The sequence below is a fragment of the Klebsiella sp. CN_Kp106 genome (assembly GCF_040064575.1).
Classification (GTDB): domain Bacteria; phylum Pseudomonadota; class Gammaproteobacteria; order Enterobacterales; family Enterobacteriaceae; genus Klebsiella; species Klebsiella michiganensis.
Window position 1 is genome coordinate 114,647 of sequence record NZ_JBEAIG010000002.1, and the last position, 15,511, is coordinate 130,157.

The window sequence follows — 15,511 nt, forward strand, 5'->3', positions numbered from 1 at the left end:
GATAATCAGATGAAAAAATTATTAAAAATGACGCTGCTGGCGCTGGCCCTGACGCCCGCCATGGCGCTGGCTCAGCAGCAGTTTTCCTCTCCGGAACAGGCCGCAAGCGCGCTGGCTGAGGCAATCGGCAGGCATGATGAATCTGCCCTCAACGGGCTGCTCGGCGATAGCTGGCAGCAATTTTTACCGCCGGAGGGCATCGACCCTGACGCCGTCACTCGCTTTCAGCGCGACTGGAAAGTCAGCCATCGTATCGTTCAGCAGCAGAATAGCGCCTGGCTGGAGGTGGGACAGGAAGCATGGCGGCTACCGATCCCCATCATTAAGGATAAGAGCGGCTGGCGTTTTGATATGGCCGCTGCTGAAGATGAGATCCTGACTCGCGCGATTGGCCGCAATGAGCTGTCAGCCATTCAGGCGATGCACGCTTACGTTGATGCCCAGCAGGATTTTTATCGGCTAAACCACACCTGGGCACAGAGGATTATCAGCAGCGATGGTAAGAAAGACGGCCTCTACTGGCCTGCCGCTCCCGGCGAAGCGCCCAGCCCGCTAGGACCCGCGTTTAGCCCCGCCGAACCCGGCGAAGGCTATCACGGCTACCGTTTTCGCATCATTCAAGATGACGATGGTCAGGGCTTCGCCCTGCTGGCGTGGCCTGTGGAATGGGGAAAAACCGGCATCATGAGCTTTATGGTCAACCAAAATGATGAGGTTTATCAGGCTAATTTAGGGAATGAGACGCAGAGCAAGGCGCGCGCCATTTCGCAGTTTTCGCCGGATTCAGCCTGGCAGGCCATCAATCAATAGAAAAAAGCCCGGCGTGCGATAACGCCGCCGGGCCATATCTGTATGCTGATTTAGCCCTGATGGGGCATCAGAGACGGGTCACCCGCAAAAGCCGGTTTAGTGCTGGTCAACGCCGCTTCATCAGAGCTGATGCTGCCGGAATTCGCCGCCCATACCCCTTCGCTGGTCTTTGTTATCTGCTGATGCTGCATATTCAAATCCTGGCCCATCGCCGCAATATGGGTGCTTTCGGTCCCGCCGCTGTTATCAGCCCAGGGAATAACAGCATCAGCCGCACAGGCCATACCCGAGACCAGCGTTGCTGCCAGCAGCGTCGTCGTTAAAACTTTTTTCATCACACACCTCACATATAGTTAACTACCTATAAGTTTACCAAGTAACTATTTTTCAAGTATTAATAAGATATGCAATTTTATTAACGGCGACACAGTTCTAAACATCACTAATAAAAAAAGCGGCTCATTGAGCCGCTTTTTGGATTTTGCCTGAAAGAAAAACTTACTTTTTCTTCGCTTTCGCGTTCGGCAGGTCGGTGATGCTGCCTTCGAAGACTTCTGCTGCCAGGCCAACGGACTCGTGCAGAGTCGGGTGAGCGTGGATGGTCAGCGCGATGTCTTCAGCGTCACAGCCCATTTCGATCGCCAGACCGATTTCACCCAGCAGCTCGCCGCCGTTGGTGCCGACAATCGCTCCGCCGATAACGCGGTGAGATTCTTTGTCGAAAATCAGTTTGGTCATACCGTCAGCGCAGTCGGAAGCGATGGCGCGGCCAGAAGCAGCCCACGGGAAGGTGGCGGTTTCGTAGCTGATGCCTTTCTCTTTCGCTTCTTTCTCAGTCAGACCAACCCACGCAACTTCCGGCTCGGTATAGGCGATGGACGGGATAACTTTCGGGTCGAAGTAGTGCTTCATGCCGGCGATAACTTCGGCAGCAACGTGGCCTTCGTGAACGCCTTTGTGCGCCAGCATCGGCTGACCGACGATATCGCCGATAGCGAAGATGTGCGGCACGTTGGTACGCAGCTGTTTATCAACGCGGATAAAGCCACGCTCGTCAACTTCAACGCCTGCTTTACCGGCATCGAGGTTTTTACCGTTCGGCACGCGGCCAATAGCTACCAGCACGGCGTCGTAACGCTGCGCTTCAGCCGGGGCTTTTTTGCCTTCCATGGAAACGTAGATACCGTCTTCTTTCGCTTCAACGGCGGTCACTTTGGTTTCCAGCATCAGGTTGAATTTCTTACTGATGCGCTTGGTGAAGACTTTCACCACGTCTTTATCGGCAGCCGGGATAACCTGGTCGAACATTTCAACCACGTCAATCTCTGAACCCAGCGCATGGTATACGGTACCCATTTCCAGACCGATGATACCGCCGCCCATAACCAGCAGGCGTTTTGGTACGGTTTTCAGCTCCAGCGCATCGGTGGAGTCCCATACGCGTGGATCTTCATGCGGAATGAACGGCAGTTCGATCGGACGGGAACCCGCCGCGATGATAGCGTTGTCGAAGTTGATGACGGTTTTACCGTTTTCGCCTTCCACTTCCAGGGTGTTAGCGCCGGTAAATTTACCCAGACCGTTAACCACCTTCACTTTACGCCCTTTGGCCATGCCAGCCAGACCGCCGGTCAGCTGAGTGATGACTTTTTCTTTCCAGGTGCGAATCTTGTCAATGTCAGTTTTCGGTTCACCGAAAACGATGCCGTGTTCGGCCAGCGCTTTCGCTTCTTCGATAACTTTAGCAACGTGCAGCAGTGCTTTAGAAGGGATACAGCCGACGTTCAGGCAAACACCGCCGAGGGTGCTGTAACGTTCTACGATGACGGTTTCCAGACCTAAATCAGCGCAACGGAAGGCAGCAGAATAACCTGCGGGGCCTGCCCCAAGTACCACGACCTGAGTTTTGATTTCAGTACTCATCATGACCTCTGTTATTTGTATCCGGCGGGTCTGACGCTATTGTTTTTACGCCCATGTCCACCGGGACGTTCTATCCGCAAGCATTTTACAAAATTGTTAACAATTTTGAAACAACAAACGGCAAACGATTTTGTCCTTTATTGCTGGTAACTTCAAAACGCAGAAGAGATTACCAGAAAAAAGCCGGCCGTCAGGCCGGCTTTTTGCTTACATCACCAGGCGGCGAATGTCGCTCAGCATATTGTTGATGATGGTGATAAAGCGCGCACCATCAGCACCGTCGATCACGCGGTGGTCGAAGGACAGAGAGATCGGCATCATCAGACGCGGCACGAACTCTTTGCCATTCCATACCGGCTCCATCGCGGACTTGGACACGCCGAGGATAGCCACTTCCGGCGCGTTCACAATCGGTGCGAAGTGGGTGGTACCCAGGCCGCCGATGCTGGAGATAGTGAAGCAACCGCCCTGCATTTCGCCAGCGGTCAGCTTACCATCACGCGCTTTCTTGGAAATCACGGTCAGTTCACGAGACAGCTCGGTAATGCTCTTCTTGTTCACGTCTTTGAAGACCGGAACAACCAGACCATTCGGGGTATCAACCGCCACACCGATATTGATGTATTTCTTCAGCGTCAGACGCTGTGCATCTTCAGACAGGGAGCTGTTGAAGCGCGGCATCTGCTCAAGCGCCGCGGCAACGGCTTTCATGATGAAGACCACCGGAGTGAATTTCACGTCCAGCTTACGCTTCTCAGCTTCAGCGTTCTGCTGTTTACGGAACGCTTCCAGATCGGTGATATCGGTTTTGTCGAAGTGCGTAACGTGCGGGATCATCACCCAGTTACGGCTCAGGTTAGCACCAGAGATCTTCTGGATACGGCCCAGTTCAACTTCTTCCACTTCACCAAACTTGCTGAAGTCCACTTTCGGCCACGGCAGCATGCCCGGGATACCGCCACCGGTAGCAGCAGGCGCGGCTTCAGCGCGTTTAACCGCTTCTTTCACGTAGGCCTGAACGTCTTCGCGCAGGATACGGCCTTTACGACCAGTTCCTTTCACTTTCGCCAGGTTTACACCGAACTCGCGCGCCAGGCGACGAATCAGCGGGGTGGCGTGAACGTAAGCGTCGTTTTCAGCGAACTCAGATTTGCCTTCTGCTTTTGCAGCAGGTGCAGCTGGTTTAGCAGCCTGAGCCGGTGCAGCAGCTGGTGCCGGAGCAGCCGCGGCAGCCGGAGCTGCGGCAGGCGCAGCGCCTTCCACTTCGAAGACCATAATCAGGGAGCCGGTGGAGACTTTGTCGCCGGTGCTGATTTTGATCTCTTTCACGGTACCCGCGAACGGCGCAGGCACTTCCATGGAGGCTTTGTCGCCTTCAACGGTGATCAGTGACTGTTCAGCGGCGATTTTATCGCCCACTTTCACCATCACTTCAGTCACTTCAACTTCATCGCCGCCGATATCCGGCACGTGAACTTCTTTAGAACCTGAAGCTGCCGGTGCAGCAGCAGCCGGAGCGGCTTCCGCTTTCGCCGGCGCCGCGGCAGGCGCTGCGCCCGCCACTTCGAAGATCATGATCAGGGAACCCGTGGACACTTTGTCGCCGGTGTTAATCTTGATCTCTTTCACGGTACCGGCGAACGGCGCCGGCACTTCCATAGAGGCTTTATCGCCTTCTACGGTGATCAGGGATTGTTCAGCGGCGATGGTGTCGCCCACTTTTACCATGATTTCCGTGACTTCAACTTCATCACCGCCGATATCCGGTACATGAACTTCTTTCGCGCTGGCGGCTGCCGGTGCTGCGGCGGCCGGAGCGGCTTCTTTCTTCTCTTCCTGCGCAGGTGCAGCTGCTGCTGCACCATCGGCGGAATCGAAAATCATGATCAGTTTACCGGTCTCGGTTTTGTCGCCGACGGAGACTTTGATCTCTTTAACGACGCCAGCCTGCGGAGACGGGACTTCCATAGAGGCTTTGTCGCCTTCTACGGTGATCAGCGACTGTTCAGCTTCAACTTTGTCGCCCACTTTGACCAGAATCTCGGTGATTTCAACTTCATCAGCCCCGATGTCCGGTACTTTGATTTCGATAGCCATTATTCTTTTACCTCTTACGCCAGACGCGGGTTAACTTTATCTGCATCGATGTTGAATTTAGTGATGGCTTCCGCAACCACTTTCTTATCGATTTCGCCACGTTTAGCCAGTTCGCCCAGCGCTGCTACCACCACGTAGGAAGCGTCAACTTCGAAGTGGTGACGCAGGTTTTCACGGCTGTCAGAGCGACCGAAGCCGTCGGTACCCAGTACGCGGTAATCATCGGCCGGTACGTAAGTACGAACCTGCTCAGCGAACAGTTTCATATAGTCAGTAGATGCGACTGCCGGAGCGTCGTTCATCACCTGAGCGATGTACGGAACGCGCGGCGTTTCCAGCGGATGCAGCATGTTCCAGCGTTCACAATCCTGGCCATCGCGCGCCAGTTCGGTGAAGGAGGTGACGCTATAAACGTCAGAGCCTACGCCGTAGTCTTTGGCCAGGATCTGCGCTGCTTCACGGACGTGACGCAGGATAGAACCGGAGCCCAGCAGCTGAACTTTACCTTTGCTACCTTCAACGGTTTCGAGTTTGTAGATACCTTTACGGATACCTTCCTCGGCGCCTGCTGGCATTGCCGGCATGTGGTAGTTTTCGTTCAGCGTGGTGATGTAGTAGTAAACATTCTCTTGTTTCTCACCGTACATACGCTCCAGACCATCGTGCATGATGACCGCAACTTCGTACGCGTAAGACGGATCGTAAGAGATACAGTTCGGGATAGTCAGAGACTGAATGTGGCTGTGGCCATCTTCGTGCTGCAGACCTTCGCCGTTCAACGTGGTACGACCGGAAGTCCCGCCGATCAGGAAGCCGCGAGCCTGCTGGTCGCCGGCCTGCCAGCAAAGGTCACCGATACGCTGGAACCCGAACATGGAGTAGTAGATGTAGAACGGGATCATCGGCAGGTTGTTGGTGCTGTAGGAGGTCGCAGCAGCCAGCCAGGATGCACCGGCACCCAGTTCGTTGATACCTTCCTGCAGAATCTGGCCTTTCTCGTCTTCTTTGTAGTAAGCAACCTGCTCACGGTCCTGCGGAGTGTACTGCTGACCGTTCGGGCTGTAGATACCAATCTGACGGAACAGGCCTTCCATACCAAAGGTACGCGCTTCATCGGCGATGATCGGCACGAGGCGGTCTTTGATGGATTTGTTCTTCAGCATCACGTTCAGGGCACGAACGAACGCGATAGTGGTAGAGATCTCTTTATTCTGCTCTTCCAGCAGCGGACCGAAATCTTCCAGGGTCGGCAGCTCCAGCTTCTCATCGAAGTTTGGCTGACGGCTCGGCAGATAGCCATGCAGTTTCTGACGCTGGGCGTGCAGATAGGTGTGCTCTTCAGAACCTTCCGGGAAGGTCACATACGGCAGTTTTTCGATATCAGCATCGGCAACCGGCACGTTGAAACGATCGCGGACGTAGCGAACGCCGTCCATGTTCATTTTCTTAACCTGGTGAGCGATGTTTTTACCTTCAGCGGTGTCACCCATGCCGTAACCTTTAATGGTATGGGCGAGGATTACGGTGGCTTTGCCTTTGGTTTCCTGTGCTTTTTTCAGCGCAGCGTAGACTTTCTTCGGATCGTGACCGCCGCGGTTCAGGGCCCAGATCTGCTCGTCAGTCCAGTCGGCAACCAGCGCTGCGGTTTCCGGATATTTACCGAAGAAGTGCTCACGCACGTAAGCGCCATCTTTGGATTTGAAGGTCTGGTAGTCACCGTCAACGGTCTCTTCCATCAGCTGGATCAGTTTACCGCTGGTATCTTTACGCAGCAGCTCATCCCAGCGTCCGCCCCAGATAACCTTGATAACGTTCCAGCCAGCACCGCCAAAGATGCCTTCCAGTTCGTTAATGATCTTGCCATTACCGGTAACCGGGCCGTCAAGGCGCTGCAGGTTACAGTTGATAACGAAGACCAGGTTGTCCAGCTTCTCACGGGTCGCGATGGTGATCGCGCCTTTGGATTCCGGCTCGTCCATCTCGCCGTCGCCGAGGAAAGCGTAAACGGTTTGTTTGGAAGTGTCTTTCAGGCCGCGGTGTTCCAGATACTTCAGGAACTTAGCCTGATAAATCGCACCGATTGGACCCAGCCCCATAGAGACAGTCGGGAACTGCCAGAATTCCGGCATCAGTTTCGGGTGCGGATAAGAGGACAGACCTTTACCGTGAACTTCCTGACGGAAGTTGTTCATCTGCTCTTCAGTCAGACGACCTTCCAGGAAAGCACGCGCGTAGACGCCCGGAGAGATGTGGCCCTGGAAGTAAACCAGGTCGCCGCCGTCCTGCTCGTTGCGTGCGCGGAAGAAGTGGTTAAAGCACACTTCATAGAAGGTTGCGGAAGACTGGAAGGAAGCCATGTGGCCGCCCAGTTCGAGATCTTTTTTCGATGCGCGCAGAACGGTCATAATCGCGTTCCAGCGGATCGCAGAACGGATACGACGTTCCAGATCCAGATTACCCGGGTATTCCGGCTCATCTTCAACGGCAATAGTGTTCACGTAACCGCCGGTCGATGCGCCAGCAGCCACTTTCACCCCGCCTTTGCGGGCTTCAGAAAGGAGTTGGTCAATAAGATACTGAGCGCGCTCAACACCTTCTTCACGGATGACCGATTCGATCGCCTGTAGCCAGTCGCGAGTTTCGATCGGATCCACGTCATTTGGTAAACGTTCTGACATGGGGGGTATTCCTTATCTATCTAATCGTTGATTAATCTGGAACCTGTCCCATTGAATTCTCGTCAGAGAATGCAATAAGACAGGTTCTGCGTTTAGTTGCCGCGCTCTAAAAATGGCGCTTAAGAACCGGAGTTCTCATCTTTTCGTTGCTGTAAACGACGCAGTGAGCGTTCACGACGGCTCTGCTCACGGCTACGATCCAGCAAAATTTCCTCAATGAACGCCAGGTGACGATGCGACGCTTCACGCGCCTGCTCCGGTTCCCCGGCGATTATCGCCTCAAAAATGCGAGTACGATGATTGCTGACCTGCGGGAGCATCTCCCGACGGGCGTACAACAATTCAAAATTCTGGCGAACGTTCTGGGCCAGCATCGGCTCCATACAGCGTAGTAGATGGAGCAGCACCACATTGTGCGCCGCTTCGGTGACGGCGATTTGATACTGGACGACGGCATCGGATTCGGCGTCGAGATCGCCGGACTGCTGAGCCCGCTCAATGGCCTGATGCAGCTCGCGAATGCGTTCGCGGTCTTCATCATTGCTGCGCAGCGCCGCGTAATAAGCCGCGATGCCTTCAAGCGCGTGACGGGTTTCCAGCAGATCAAATTGGGATTCAGGGTGGTCGGACAGTAGCTCTACCAGCGGGTCGCTGAAGCTCTGCCACAGGCGGCTTTGTACAAACGTTCCGCCCCCCTGGCGACGAAGCAACAAGCCCTTAGCTTCGAGGCGTTGAATAGCCTCACGGAGCGAGGGACGGGAAACGTCGAACTGTTTTGCCAGTTCACGTTCTGGCGGGAGTTTTTCACCGGGGCGCAACGTCCCCTCAAGGATTAAAAACTCCAGCTGCTGCTCTATCACATCGGATAGTTTTGGTTGGCGGATCTTGCTGTAGGCCATATTCCCTGTCTCTGCCATTAGCCCGGAGTCAATTGGTCTTACCAATTCATAGTTCGTATCGCTAAAGTAACAAAGTATTCACCTTCTGTCCATACAGGTTTTGATTGAAATCATTAAACCCGGCACGTTTTAACAACCTTACAGAAATAACATTTCAAAAATGTAACCTTGCACAAATGTTGTGTTTACTCACAAAGAGGTAGCGTTAACGTAATAGAAACGAAAAATTACGCTATCTGAACCGATTCAACGCCTTATGAAGTGAATATAAATTCAATAAATTTGCATGGATGACAAATAATGGGTAGGCACTGGCGCATGGGGGTGGGATTTACAAATGGCGTCTTTTTGCTCGCTTCGTCATCATCCCTTCATAAAGCAGGTGCATTCAGCGGCGCTTATCACTATTCTCCATGATACGAAAGGCCTTTTCATGAATTCCCTCTCCGCCTTGCGTAAAGAAATAAGTACATCTACGGAATTTGATAATTACACAAACACAACAATATGTGCGCTACATCACTCGGGGCAAAACGGGCCGCAGGCTCAGTGAAATTTCGCTGACTATGCTATCAGGCAGGGATGGACAGCGAAGAAGTCACCTGATGGATGACGCGGACAAACATAATAACCATAACCACACACGAGGTTTCATGATGGAAGGTCAACAGCATGGCGATCGGCTAAAGCGCGGCCTTAAAAACCGCCATATTCAGCTTATTGCGCTGGGAGGCGCTATCGGTACCGGTTTGTTTCTGGGTAGCGCATCCGTCATCCAAAACGCGGGTCCCGGTATTATTCTGGGCTACGCAATTGCCGGTTTTATTGCTTTCCTGATTATGCGTCAGCTGGGCGAGATGGTCGTCGAAGAGCCGGTAGCCGGTTCATTTAGTCATTTTGCCTACAAATACTGGGGCGGCTTTGCAGGCTTCGCTTCCGGCTGGAACTACTGGGTGCTTTACGTGCTGGTCGCGATGGCCGAGCTGACCGCGGTCGGGAAATACGTCCAGTTCTGGTGGCCGGAAATTCCTACCTGGGTTTCTGCGGCCGTTTTCTTTATCGCTATCAACGCCATCAACCTGACGAACGTCAAGGTGTTTGGCGAGATGGAGTTCTGGTTCGCGATCATCAAAGTCGTCGCCGTCGTGGCGATGATCCTGTTCGGCGGCTGGCTGCTGTTCAGCGGCAACGGCGGCCCGCAGGCCACCGTGCGCAACCTGTGGGAGCAAGGCGGATTCCTGCCGCACGGCTTCACCGGGCTGGTAATGATGATGGCGATTATTATGTTCTCTTTCGGCGGGCTGGAGCTGGTCGGTATCACCGCAGCCGAAGCGGATAACCCGGAGCAGAGCATTCCGAAGGCCACCAACCAGGTCATCTACCGCATCCTGATTTTCTATGTGGGCTCGCTGGCCGTTCTGCTTTCGCTGCTGCCGTGGAGCCGCGTAACCGCCGATACCAGCCCGTTCGTCCTGATTTTCCATGAACTGGGCGATACCTTTGTCGCGAATGCGCTGAATATTGTGGTGTTAACCGCGGCGCTCTCCGTTTACAACAGCTGCGTATACTGCAACAGCCGGATGCTGTTCGGTCTGGCCCAGCAGGGTAACGCGCCAAAAGCGCTGATGAGCGTCGATAAACGCGGCGTGCCGGTCAACACCATCCTCGTCTCCGCGCTGGTCACCGCGCTGTGCGTACTGATTAACTACTTCGCGCCGGAATCCGCGTTTGGTCTGCTGATGGCGCTGGTGGTTTCAGCCCTGGTGATCAACTGGGCGATGATTAGCCTGGCGCACATGAAGTTCCGTCGCGCTAAGCAGCAGCAGGGCGTGGTCACCCGCTTCCCGGCGCTGCTTTATCCGCTGGGCAACTGGATCTGCCTGCTGTTTATGGCGGGAGTGCTGGTGATCATGCTGATGACCCCTGGCATGGCGATTTCCGTCTACCTTATCCCGGTATGGATTGCCGTTCTCGGCGTCGGCTACCTGTTTAAACAGAAAACCGCCAGCGCCATTAAAGCATAATCCTGCATCTCCACAACCTGTGTCCGCCCGCCGCTGGCGGACACAGCGCATTGTTATCTGCTTCACACTTTCCCCCTGATAACCGATTTATCCATATCGTTAACCCTATCCTGCAACGCATTAGTCCATTACCCGGCTAATAATTCTCTCCATACCGCCACGGGGAGATCGCTGCGATGAATGGCAATAAGCTTTCAGTTAAAGAAAAAATAGGCTACGGGATGGGTGATGCCGGATGCAATATCATATTCGGCGCCATCATGTTGTTTGTTAACTATTTTTATACGGATATTTTTGGTCTCGCGCCGGCGCTGGTGGGCGTTTTGCTGCTTTCCGTACGCGTTATTGATGCCGTCACCGATCCGATTATGGGGGCGATGGCCGACCGTACCCGCAGTAAATACGGGCGCTTTCGCCCATGGCTGCTGTGGATTGCCTTCCCGTACGCGCTGTTCAGCGTGCTGATGTTTACCACCCCGGAGTGGTCGTACAATAGCAAGGTTATCTATGCTTTCGTCACCTACTTCCTGCTCTCGCTGACCTACACCGCGATCAACATCCCCTACTGCTCCTTGGGTAGCGTGATTACGAATGACCCGAAGGAACGCGTGGCCTGCCAGTCCTATCGCTTCGTGATGGTCGGTATCGCCACGCTCCTGCTCTCCCTGACGCTGCTGCCGATGGCGGACTGGTTCGGCGGTGAGGATAAAGCCAAAGGCTATCAGATGGCGATGACCGTGCTGGCGATTATCGGTATGTGCATGTTCCTGTTCTGCTTTGCCACCGTTCGTGAGCGCGTAAAACCCGCCGTCCAGACCAACGACGAACTGAAAAAAGATCTGAAAGACGTCTGGAAAAACGACCAGTGGGTTCGCATCCTGCTGCTAACGCTGTGCAACGTTTGTCCGGGCTTTATTCGCATGGCCGCCACCATGTACTACGTCACCTGGGTGATGCAGCAAAGCACCCACTTCGCCACGCTGTTTATCAGCCTCGGGGTAGTCGGCATGATGATCGGCAGTATGCTGGCTAAAGTCCTGACCGACCGCTGGTGCAAACTGCAGGTGTTTTTCTGGACCAACATCGTGCTGGCGATTTTCTCCTGCGCCTTCTACTTCTTCGACCCGCACGCCACCATGATGATTATGGTGCTCTACTTCCTGCTGAATATTCTGCATCAGATCCCCTCGCCGCTGCACTGGTCGCTGATGGCCGACGTGGATGACTACGGCGAATGGAAGACCGGCAAACGCATCACCGGCATCAGCTTCTCAGGCAACCTGTTCTTCCTGAAGGTCGGTCTGGCCATCGCCGGCGCGATGGTTGGCTTCCTGCTCTCCTGGTACGGTTACGATGCCGGTGCGAAGCAGCAAAGCGCCTCCGCGATTAACGGTATCGTATTGTTATTCAGCGTTATCCCCGGCATCGGCTATCTGATTACCGCGGGGGTGGTGCGTATGCTGAAGGTAAACCGCGAATTTATGCGGCTAATTCAGTCCGACCTCGAGAAACGCCGGGTCAACTACAGCGAGCTCAACGACTATCAGGAACTGAAAACCGGCGAACAGGTAAGGAAAGCGTAATGAAAAACTGGCCGAATCCATTTATTGAACAACGCGCGGACCCGTATATTCTGCGCCATCAGGAGAGCTACTACTTTATTGCCTCGGTGCCGGAGTATGACCGTCTGGAAATCCGCCGCTCAGCAACCCTCGAAGGTTTACGCGACGCGCAGCCGGTGGTCGTCTGGCGTAAACCGGACAGCGGCCCGATGAGCCAGCTCATATGGGCCCCGGAGCTGCATGAGATTGACGGCAAATGGTATATCTACTTTGCCGCCAGCCACACCCACGATCTGGATGCGCAGGGCATGTTCCAGCACCGCATGTTCGCGCTCGAATGCGCGGACAGCGACCCGTTAACCGGTAAATGGCAGGAAAAAGGACAGATTAAAACGCCGCTTGATACCTTTGCGCTGGATGCCACCACCTTCCGCCATCAGGGTAAACGGTGGTACCTGTGGGCGCAAAAAGATCCGGAAATTAAGGGCAATACCAACCTCTATCTGGCTGAATTGGCAAATCCGTGGACGCTAAAAGGTCAGCAGCTCAGGCTGAGTCAACCCGAGTTTGACTGGGAGTGCCGGGGTTTTCTGGTGAACGAAGGCCCGGCGGTACTGTTCCACGGCGACAAGCTGTTCGTCAGCTACTCCGCCAGCGCCACCGACGAAAACTACTGCATGGGCTTATTGTGGATAGACGTTAACGCCGACCCGCTGCGGCCGGAAAACTGGCATAAAGCGCCGCAGCCGGTGTTCCGTACCAGCTATGAGAATCGTCAGTATGGGCCCGGCCACAATAGCTTTACGCAGACGCCGGAGGGAGAAGATGTGCTGGTGTACCACGCGCGCAACTACACCGAAATCGAAGGCGACCCGCTGTACGATCCGAATCGCCATACCCGCCTGAAGCGGATTCGCTGGCAGGAAAACGGGATGCCTGATTTTGGCATCCCGGCAGCAGATACGGATTAAAAGCGGAACCTGCCCGCCAGCGGGCAGGTGCTTAAATCAGCGTACCGTAAATCGTCAGCAGCGCCATAATCACCACCACCACCAGCGATGTTTTTTTCGCCATGGAGACCGCCGCCTTCGGCGTCGCCACTTTATCCACGTGCGGCTCGCGCGCCAGCGAATACTGCGCCAGGCGCGTCAGCACCTGATACTGCGAAGAGTGGCGGTCGCCCAGCGAGGCAAACCACGCAGGCAAAGCCTTTTCCCCGTGCCCAACCAGCGCGTACACCACGCCGACCAGACGTACCGGAACCCAGTCGACCACGTGCAGAATGCCGTCAATACCCGACTGTAAGCGATGACGCGGCGTCTGATAACGCGCCAGCCAGGTCTGCCAGGCCCGCAGCGTACAGTAGGCAATCAGGGTTAACGGTCCCCACGGCCCGCCGACAACGAACCAGAACAGCGGAGCGAGATAGTAGCGGTAGTTAATCCACAGCAGCGCGTTTTGCAGCTCGCTCAGATATTCACGCTGGTCGCAGCCGGGCGGCACGCCGTGGATCAGGGTGAGCTCGCTGGCCATGGCGTCGCAGGCGCGGCTATCATCGCGCGCCGCCGCCTTCAGGTAGGCGTGATAGTGCAGACGGACTTTGCCCGCGCCGATGCACAACAGGCCCAGCAGGATCCAGAACACCAGCAGAGGAATGTTAAACAGCTGCCCCTGCAGCAGACGCTGAATAATAAACACGACCGCCGCCGCCGCGACCGTCATCAGTAGGGTGGTGAGCAGGGAATAATGCTTTACCCGGCGAAACAGCACTTCCAGCCGGTGATCGAGCTGCCAGTGCTCGCCCAGCTTAAACAAACGCTCGGCAATGAGGACCAACAGCGTAGTGAACAACGTCATGGCATCTCCTTATTCTGACGACGGGGTTAACAGACCGCGAAATTTGACCCAGTCAAAAGCCGGGCCGGGATCCGTTTTACGCACTGGCGCAATATCGCTATGGCCGGTGATATTGTCAGCTATCGCCGGATAGCGCGAGATAAGCTGACGGGTAACGGCAACCAGCTGCTGATACTGCGCGTCGGTATAAGCCAGCTCGTCGGTCCCTTCCAGCTCAATGCCTATCGAAAAATCATTACAGCGCTCGCGCCCGTGATAGCTGGAAACCCCCGCGTGCCAGGCGCGCTGGTCGAAAGGCACATACTGCACGATTTCACCATCGCGGCGAATCAGACAGTGTGCCGAAACGCGAAGATGCGCGATTTCAGCAAAGAAAGGGTGGGCATGGGGATCGAGCGTACCGGTGAACAGGGCATCAATCCATGGCCCGCCAAATTCGCCGGGCGGCAGGCTTATATTATGCACCACCAGCAAAGAGGGGGTTTCATTATCCGGGCGGCTATCGTGGTGCGGCGAAGGAACCCGACGCGCCTCTTCCAGCCATCCCCCGTTCAACTGCATGTTGAGTCTCCTTTTACTAGCTTATGCATTCGCGGCACCGTGACCAAACAATCCCCGGCATCATACCCACGCTCGCTCGGTTGGCTAACGCTAAAACTTCACGCTGGCGCCGCCGGCGAAAGGACGCGGATGTGGTACAGAAACGTCGTTCAGGTTAGCATGTTTCCCACTTCTGAATCTTATCTATCTGGAGCTTTATCATGACGCCTCGTCGCTACAATCCCGACCGCCGCCGTGACGCGCTGCTGGAGCGTATTAATCTTGATATTACCGATGCCGTCGCTCAATCCCTGCGGGAAGATTTAGGCGGTGAAGTGGATGCGAACAACGATATTAGCGCGCAATTATTGCCGCAGGATGCGCGCTCGCATGCCGTCGTCATCACCCGTGAAGACGGCGTGTTTTGCGGTAAACGCTGGGTAGAAGAAGTCTTTATTCAGCTTGCGGGCGACGACGTTAACTTCACCTGGCACGTTGCCGATGGCGACGCGGTAAAAGCCAATCAGCCGCTATTCGAGCTGGAAGGCCCTTCGCGGATCCTGCTCACCGGCGAACGTACCGCACTCAATTTCGTGCAGACGCTCTCCGGGGTGGCCAGCGAAGTCCGCCGCTATGTCGACCTGCTGGCAGGCACCAAAACTCAGCTGCTCGATACGCGCAAAACGCTGCCGGGCCTGCGCACGGCACTGAAATATGCGGTCCTGTGCGGCGGCGGGGCCAATCATCGCCTCGGCCTCTCCGATGCCTTTCTGATTAAAGAGAACCATATTATCGCTTCCGGCTCGGTACGGCAGGCGGTAGAAAAAGCGTTCTGGCTGCACCCGGATGTGCCGGTTGAGGTGGAAGTCGAAACCCTTGAAGAGCTGGATGAAGCGCTGAAAGCCGGCGCTGACATCATTATGCTCGACAACTTCACTACCGACCTGATGCGCGAAGCGGTCAAACACACCAACGGCCAGGCGGCGCTGGAAGTCTCCGGCAACGTCACATTCGAGACTATTCGTGAATTTGCTGAAACCGGCGTCGATTACATCTCCGTTGGCGCGTTGACCAAGCACGTCCGCGCTCTCGATCTCTCTATGCGCTTCCGCTAATCCCCC

12 protein-coding genes are annotated in these 15,511 nt (G+C 55.1%); 5 read left to right on the forward strand and 7 right to left on the reverse strand.

The window, feature by feature from the left end; genetic code table 11:
* Positions 1–9 precede the first annotated feature (9 nt).
* Entirely contained in the window at positions 10–810 is an 801-nt protein-coding gene (locus ABLU96_RS02445; protein ID WP_049069180.1) for a DUF2950 family protein, read from the forward strand.
* 50 nt (positions 811–860) lie between these two features.
* On the opposite strand, the gene ABLU96_RS02450 is transcribed toward ABLU96_RS02445, so the two are convergent.
* The 5 genes from ABLU96_RS02450 to pdhR form a co-directional block, all read right to left on the reverse strand.
* Positions 861–1,145 (reverse strand): hypothetical protein, encoded by a 285-nt coding sequence (locus ABLU96_RS02450; protein ID WP_049069182.1) that lies wholly within the window; start codon positions 1,143–1,145, stop codon positions 861–863.
* Between the two features lie 163 nt (positions 1,146–1,308).
* Positions 1,309–2,733, reverse strand: a complete 1,425-nt coding sequence (gene lpdA / locus ABLU96_RS02455; RefSeq protein WP_004098637.1) for a dihydrolipoyl dehydrogenase — start codon at positions 2,731–2,733, stop codon at positions 1,309–1,311.
* A 207-nt stretch (positions 2,734–2,940) separates the two neighbouring features.
* Positions 2,941–4,830 (reverse strand): pyruvate dehydrogenase complex dihydrolipoyllysine-residue acetyltransferase, encoded by a 1,890-nt coding sequence (aceF, locus tag ABLU96_RS02460; RefSeq protein WP_014227937.1) that lies wholly within the window; start codon positions 4,828–4,830, stop codon positions 2,941–2,943.
* A gap of 14 nt (positions 4,831–4,844) precedes the next feature.
* Positions 4,845–7,508 carry a pyruvate dehydrogenase (acetyl-transferring), homodimeric type gene (gene aceE, locus ABLU96_RS02465; protein ID WP_004098634.1) on the reverse strand — a complete coding sequence of 888 codons (2,664 nt, stop codon included), beginning with the start codon at positions 7,506–7,508 and terminating at the stop codon, positions 4,845–4,847.
* Between the two features lie 119 nt (positions 7,509–7,627).
* Positions 7,628–8,407: a pyruvate dehydrogenase complex transcriptional repressor PdhR gene (pdhR, locus tag ABLU96_RS02470; RefSeq protein WP_004098632.1), complete on the reverse strand. Its 780-nt coding sequence runs from the start codon at positions 8,405–8,407 to the stop codon at positions 7,628–7,630.
* A 653-nt stretch (positions 8,408–9,060) separates the two neighbouring features.
* Here pdhR and aroP point away from each other — a divergent pair.
* From aroP to ABLU96_RS02485, 3 genes are all read left to right on the forward strand, one after another.
* Entirely contained in the window at positions 9,061–10,431 is a 1,371-nt protein-coding gene (gene aroP, locus ABLU96_RS02475) for an aromatic amino acid transporter AroP (protein WP_086073955.1), read from the forward strand.
* Positions 10,432–10,607: 176 nt separating this feature from the next.
* Positions 10,608–12,014 (forward strand): MFS transporter, encoded by a 1,407-nt coding sequence (locus ABLU96_RS02480; protein WP_014227935.1) that lies wholly within the window; start codon positions 10,608–10,610, stop codon positions 12,012–12,014.
* On the forward strand, positions 12,014–12,964 hold the full coding sequence (locus ABLU96_RS02485; protein WP_348862308.1) for a family 43 glycosylhydrolase: 951 nt from the start codon (positions 12,014–12,016) through the stop codon (positions 12,962–12,964). Before ABLU96_RS02480 ends, ABLU96_RS02485 begins: the two co-directional genes overlap by 1 nt.
* Before the next feature lie 31 nt (positions 12,965–12,995).
* Here ABLU96_RS02485 and ampE read toward each other — a convergent pair whose 3' ends face one another.
* Positions 12,996–13,850 carry a beta-lactamase regulator AmpE gene (gene ampE / locus ABLU96_RS02490; protein ID WP_004098628.1) on the reverse strand — a complete coding sequence of 285 codons (855 nt, stop codon included), beginning with the start codon at positions 13,848–13,850 and terminating at the stop codon, positions 12,996–12,998.
* 9 nt (positions 13,851–13,859) lie between these two features.
* Complete coding sequence (gene ampD, locus ABLU96_RS02495) at positions 13,860–14,411, reverse strand: 1,6-anhydro-N-acetylmuramyl-L-alanine amidase AmpD (RefSeq protein WP_032747986.1); 552 nt, start codon at positions 14,409–14,411, stop codon at positions 13,860–13,862.
* 200 nt (positions 14,412–14,611) lie between these two features.
* Here ampD and nadC point away from each other — a divergent pair, with 200 nt between their 5' ends.
* Positions 14,612–15,505: a carboxylating nicotinate-nucleotide diphosphorylase gene (gene nadC, locus ABLU96_RS02500; protein ID WP_014227931.1), complete on the forward strand. Its 894-nt coding sequence runs from the start codon at positions 14,612–14,614 to the stop codon at positions 15,503–15,505.
* Positions 15,506–15,511: the final 6 nt, after the last annotated feature.

Coding starts and splice junctions, on each gene's coding strand:
- nadC (WP_014227931.1), top strand. CDS start 14,612: ATGACGCCTCGTCGCTACAATCCCGACCGCCGCCGTGACGCGCTGCTG.
- ABLU96_RS02450 (WP_049069182.1), bottom strand. CDS start 1,145: ATGAAAAAAGTTTTAACGACGACGCTGCTGGCAGCAACGCTGGTCTCG.
- pdhR (WP_004098632.1), bottom strand. CDS start 8,407: ATGGCCTACAGCAAGATCCGCCAACCAAAACTATCCGATGTGATAGAG.
- ABLU96_RS02485 (WP_348862308.1), top strand. CDS start 12,014: ATGAAAAACTGGCCGAATCCATTTATTGAACAACGCGCGGACCCGTAT.
- lpdA (WP_004098637.1), bottom strand. CDS start 2,733: ATGAGTACTGAAATCAAAACTCAGGTCGTGGTACTTGGGGCAGGCCCC.
- ampD (WP_032747986.1), bottom strand. CDS start 14,411: ATGCAGTTGAACGGGGGATGGCTGGAAGAGGCGCGTCGGGTTCCTTCG.
- ABLU96_RS02480 (WP_014227935.1), top strand. CDS start 10,608: ATGAATGGCAATAAGCTTTCAGTTAAAGAAAAAATAGGCTACGGGATG.
- aceE (WP_004098634.1), bottom strand. CDS start 7,508: ATGTCAGAACGTTTACCAAATGACGTGGATCCGATCGAAACTCGCGAC.
- ABLU96_RS02445 (WP_049069180.1), top strand. CDS start 10: ATGAAAAAATTATTAAAAATGACGCTGCTGGCGCTGGCCCTGACGCCC.
- ampE (WP_004098628.1), bottom strand. CDS start 13,850: ATGACGTTGTTCACTACGCTGTTGGTCCTCATTGCCGAGCGTTTGTTT.
- aceF (WP_014227937.1), bottom strand. CDS start 4,830: ATGGCTATCGAAATCAAAGTACCGGACATCGGGGCTGATGAAGTTGAA.
- aroP (WP_086073955.1), top strand. CDS start 9,061: ATGATGGAAGGTCAACAGCATGGCGATCGGCTAAAGCGCGGCCTTAAA.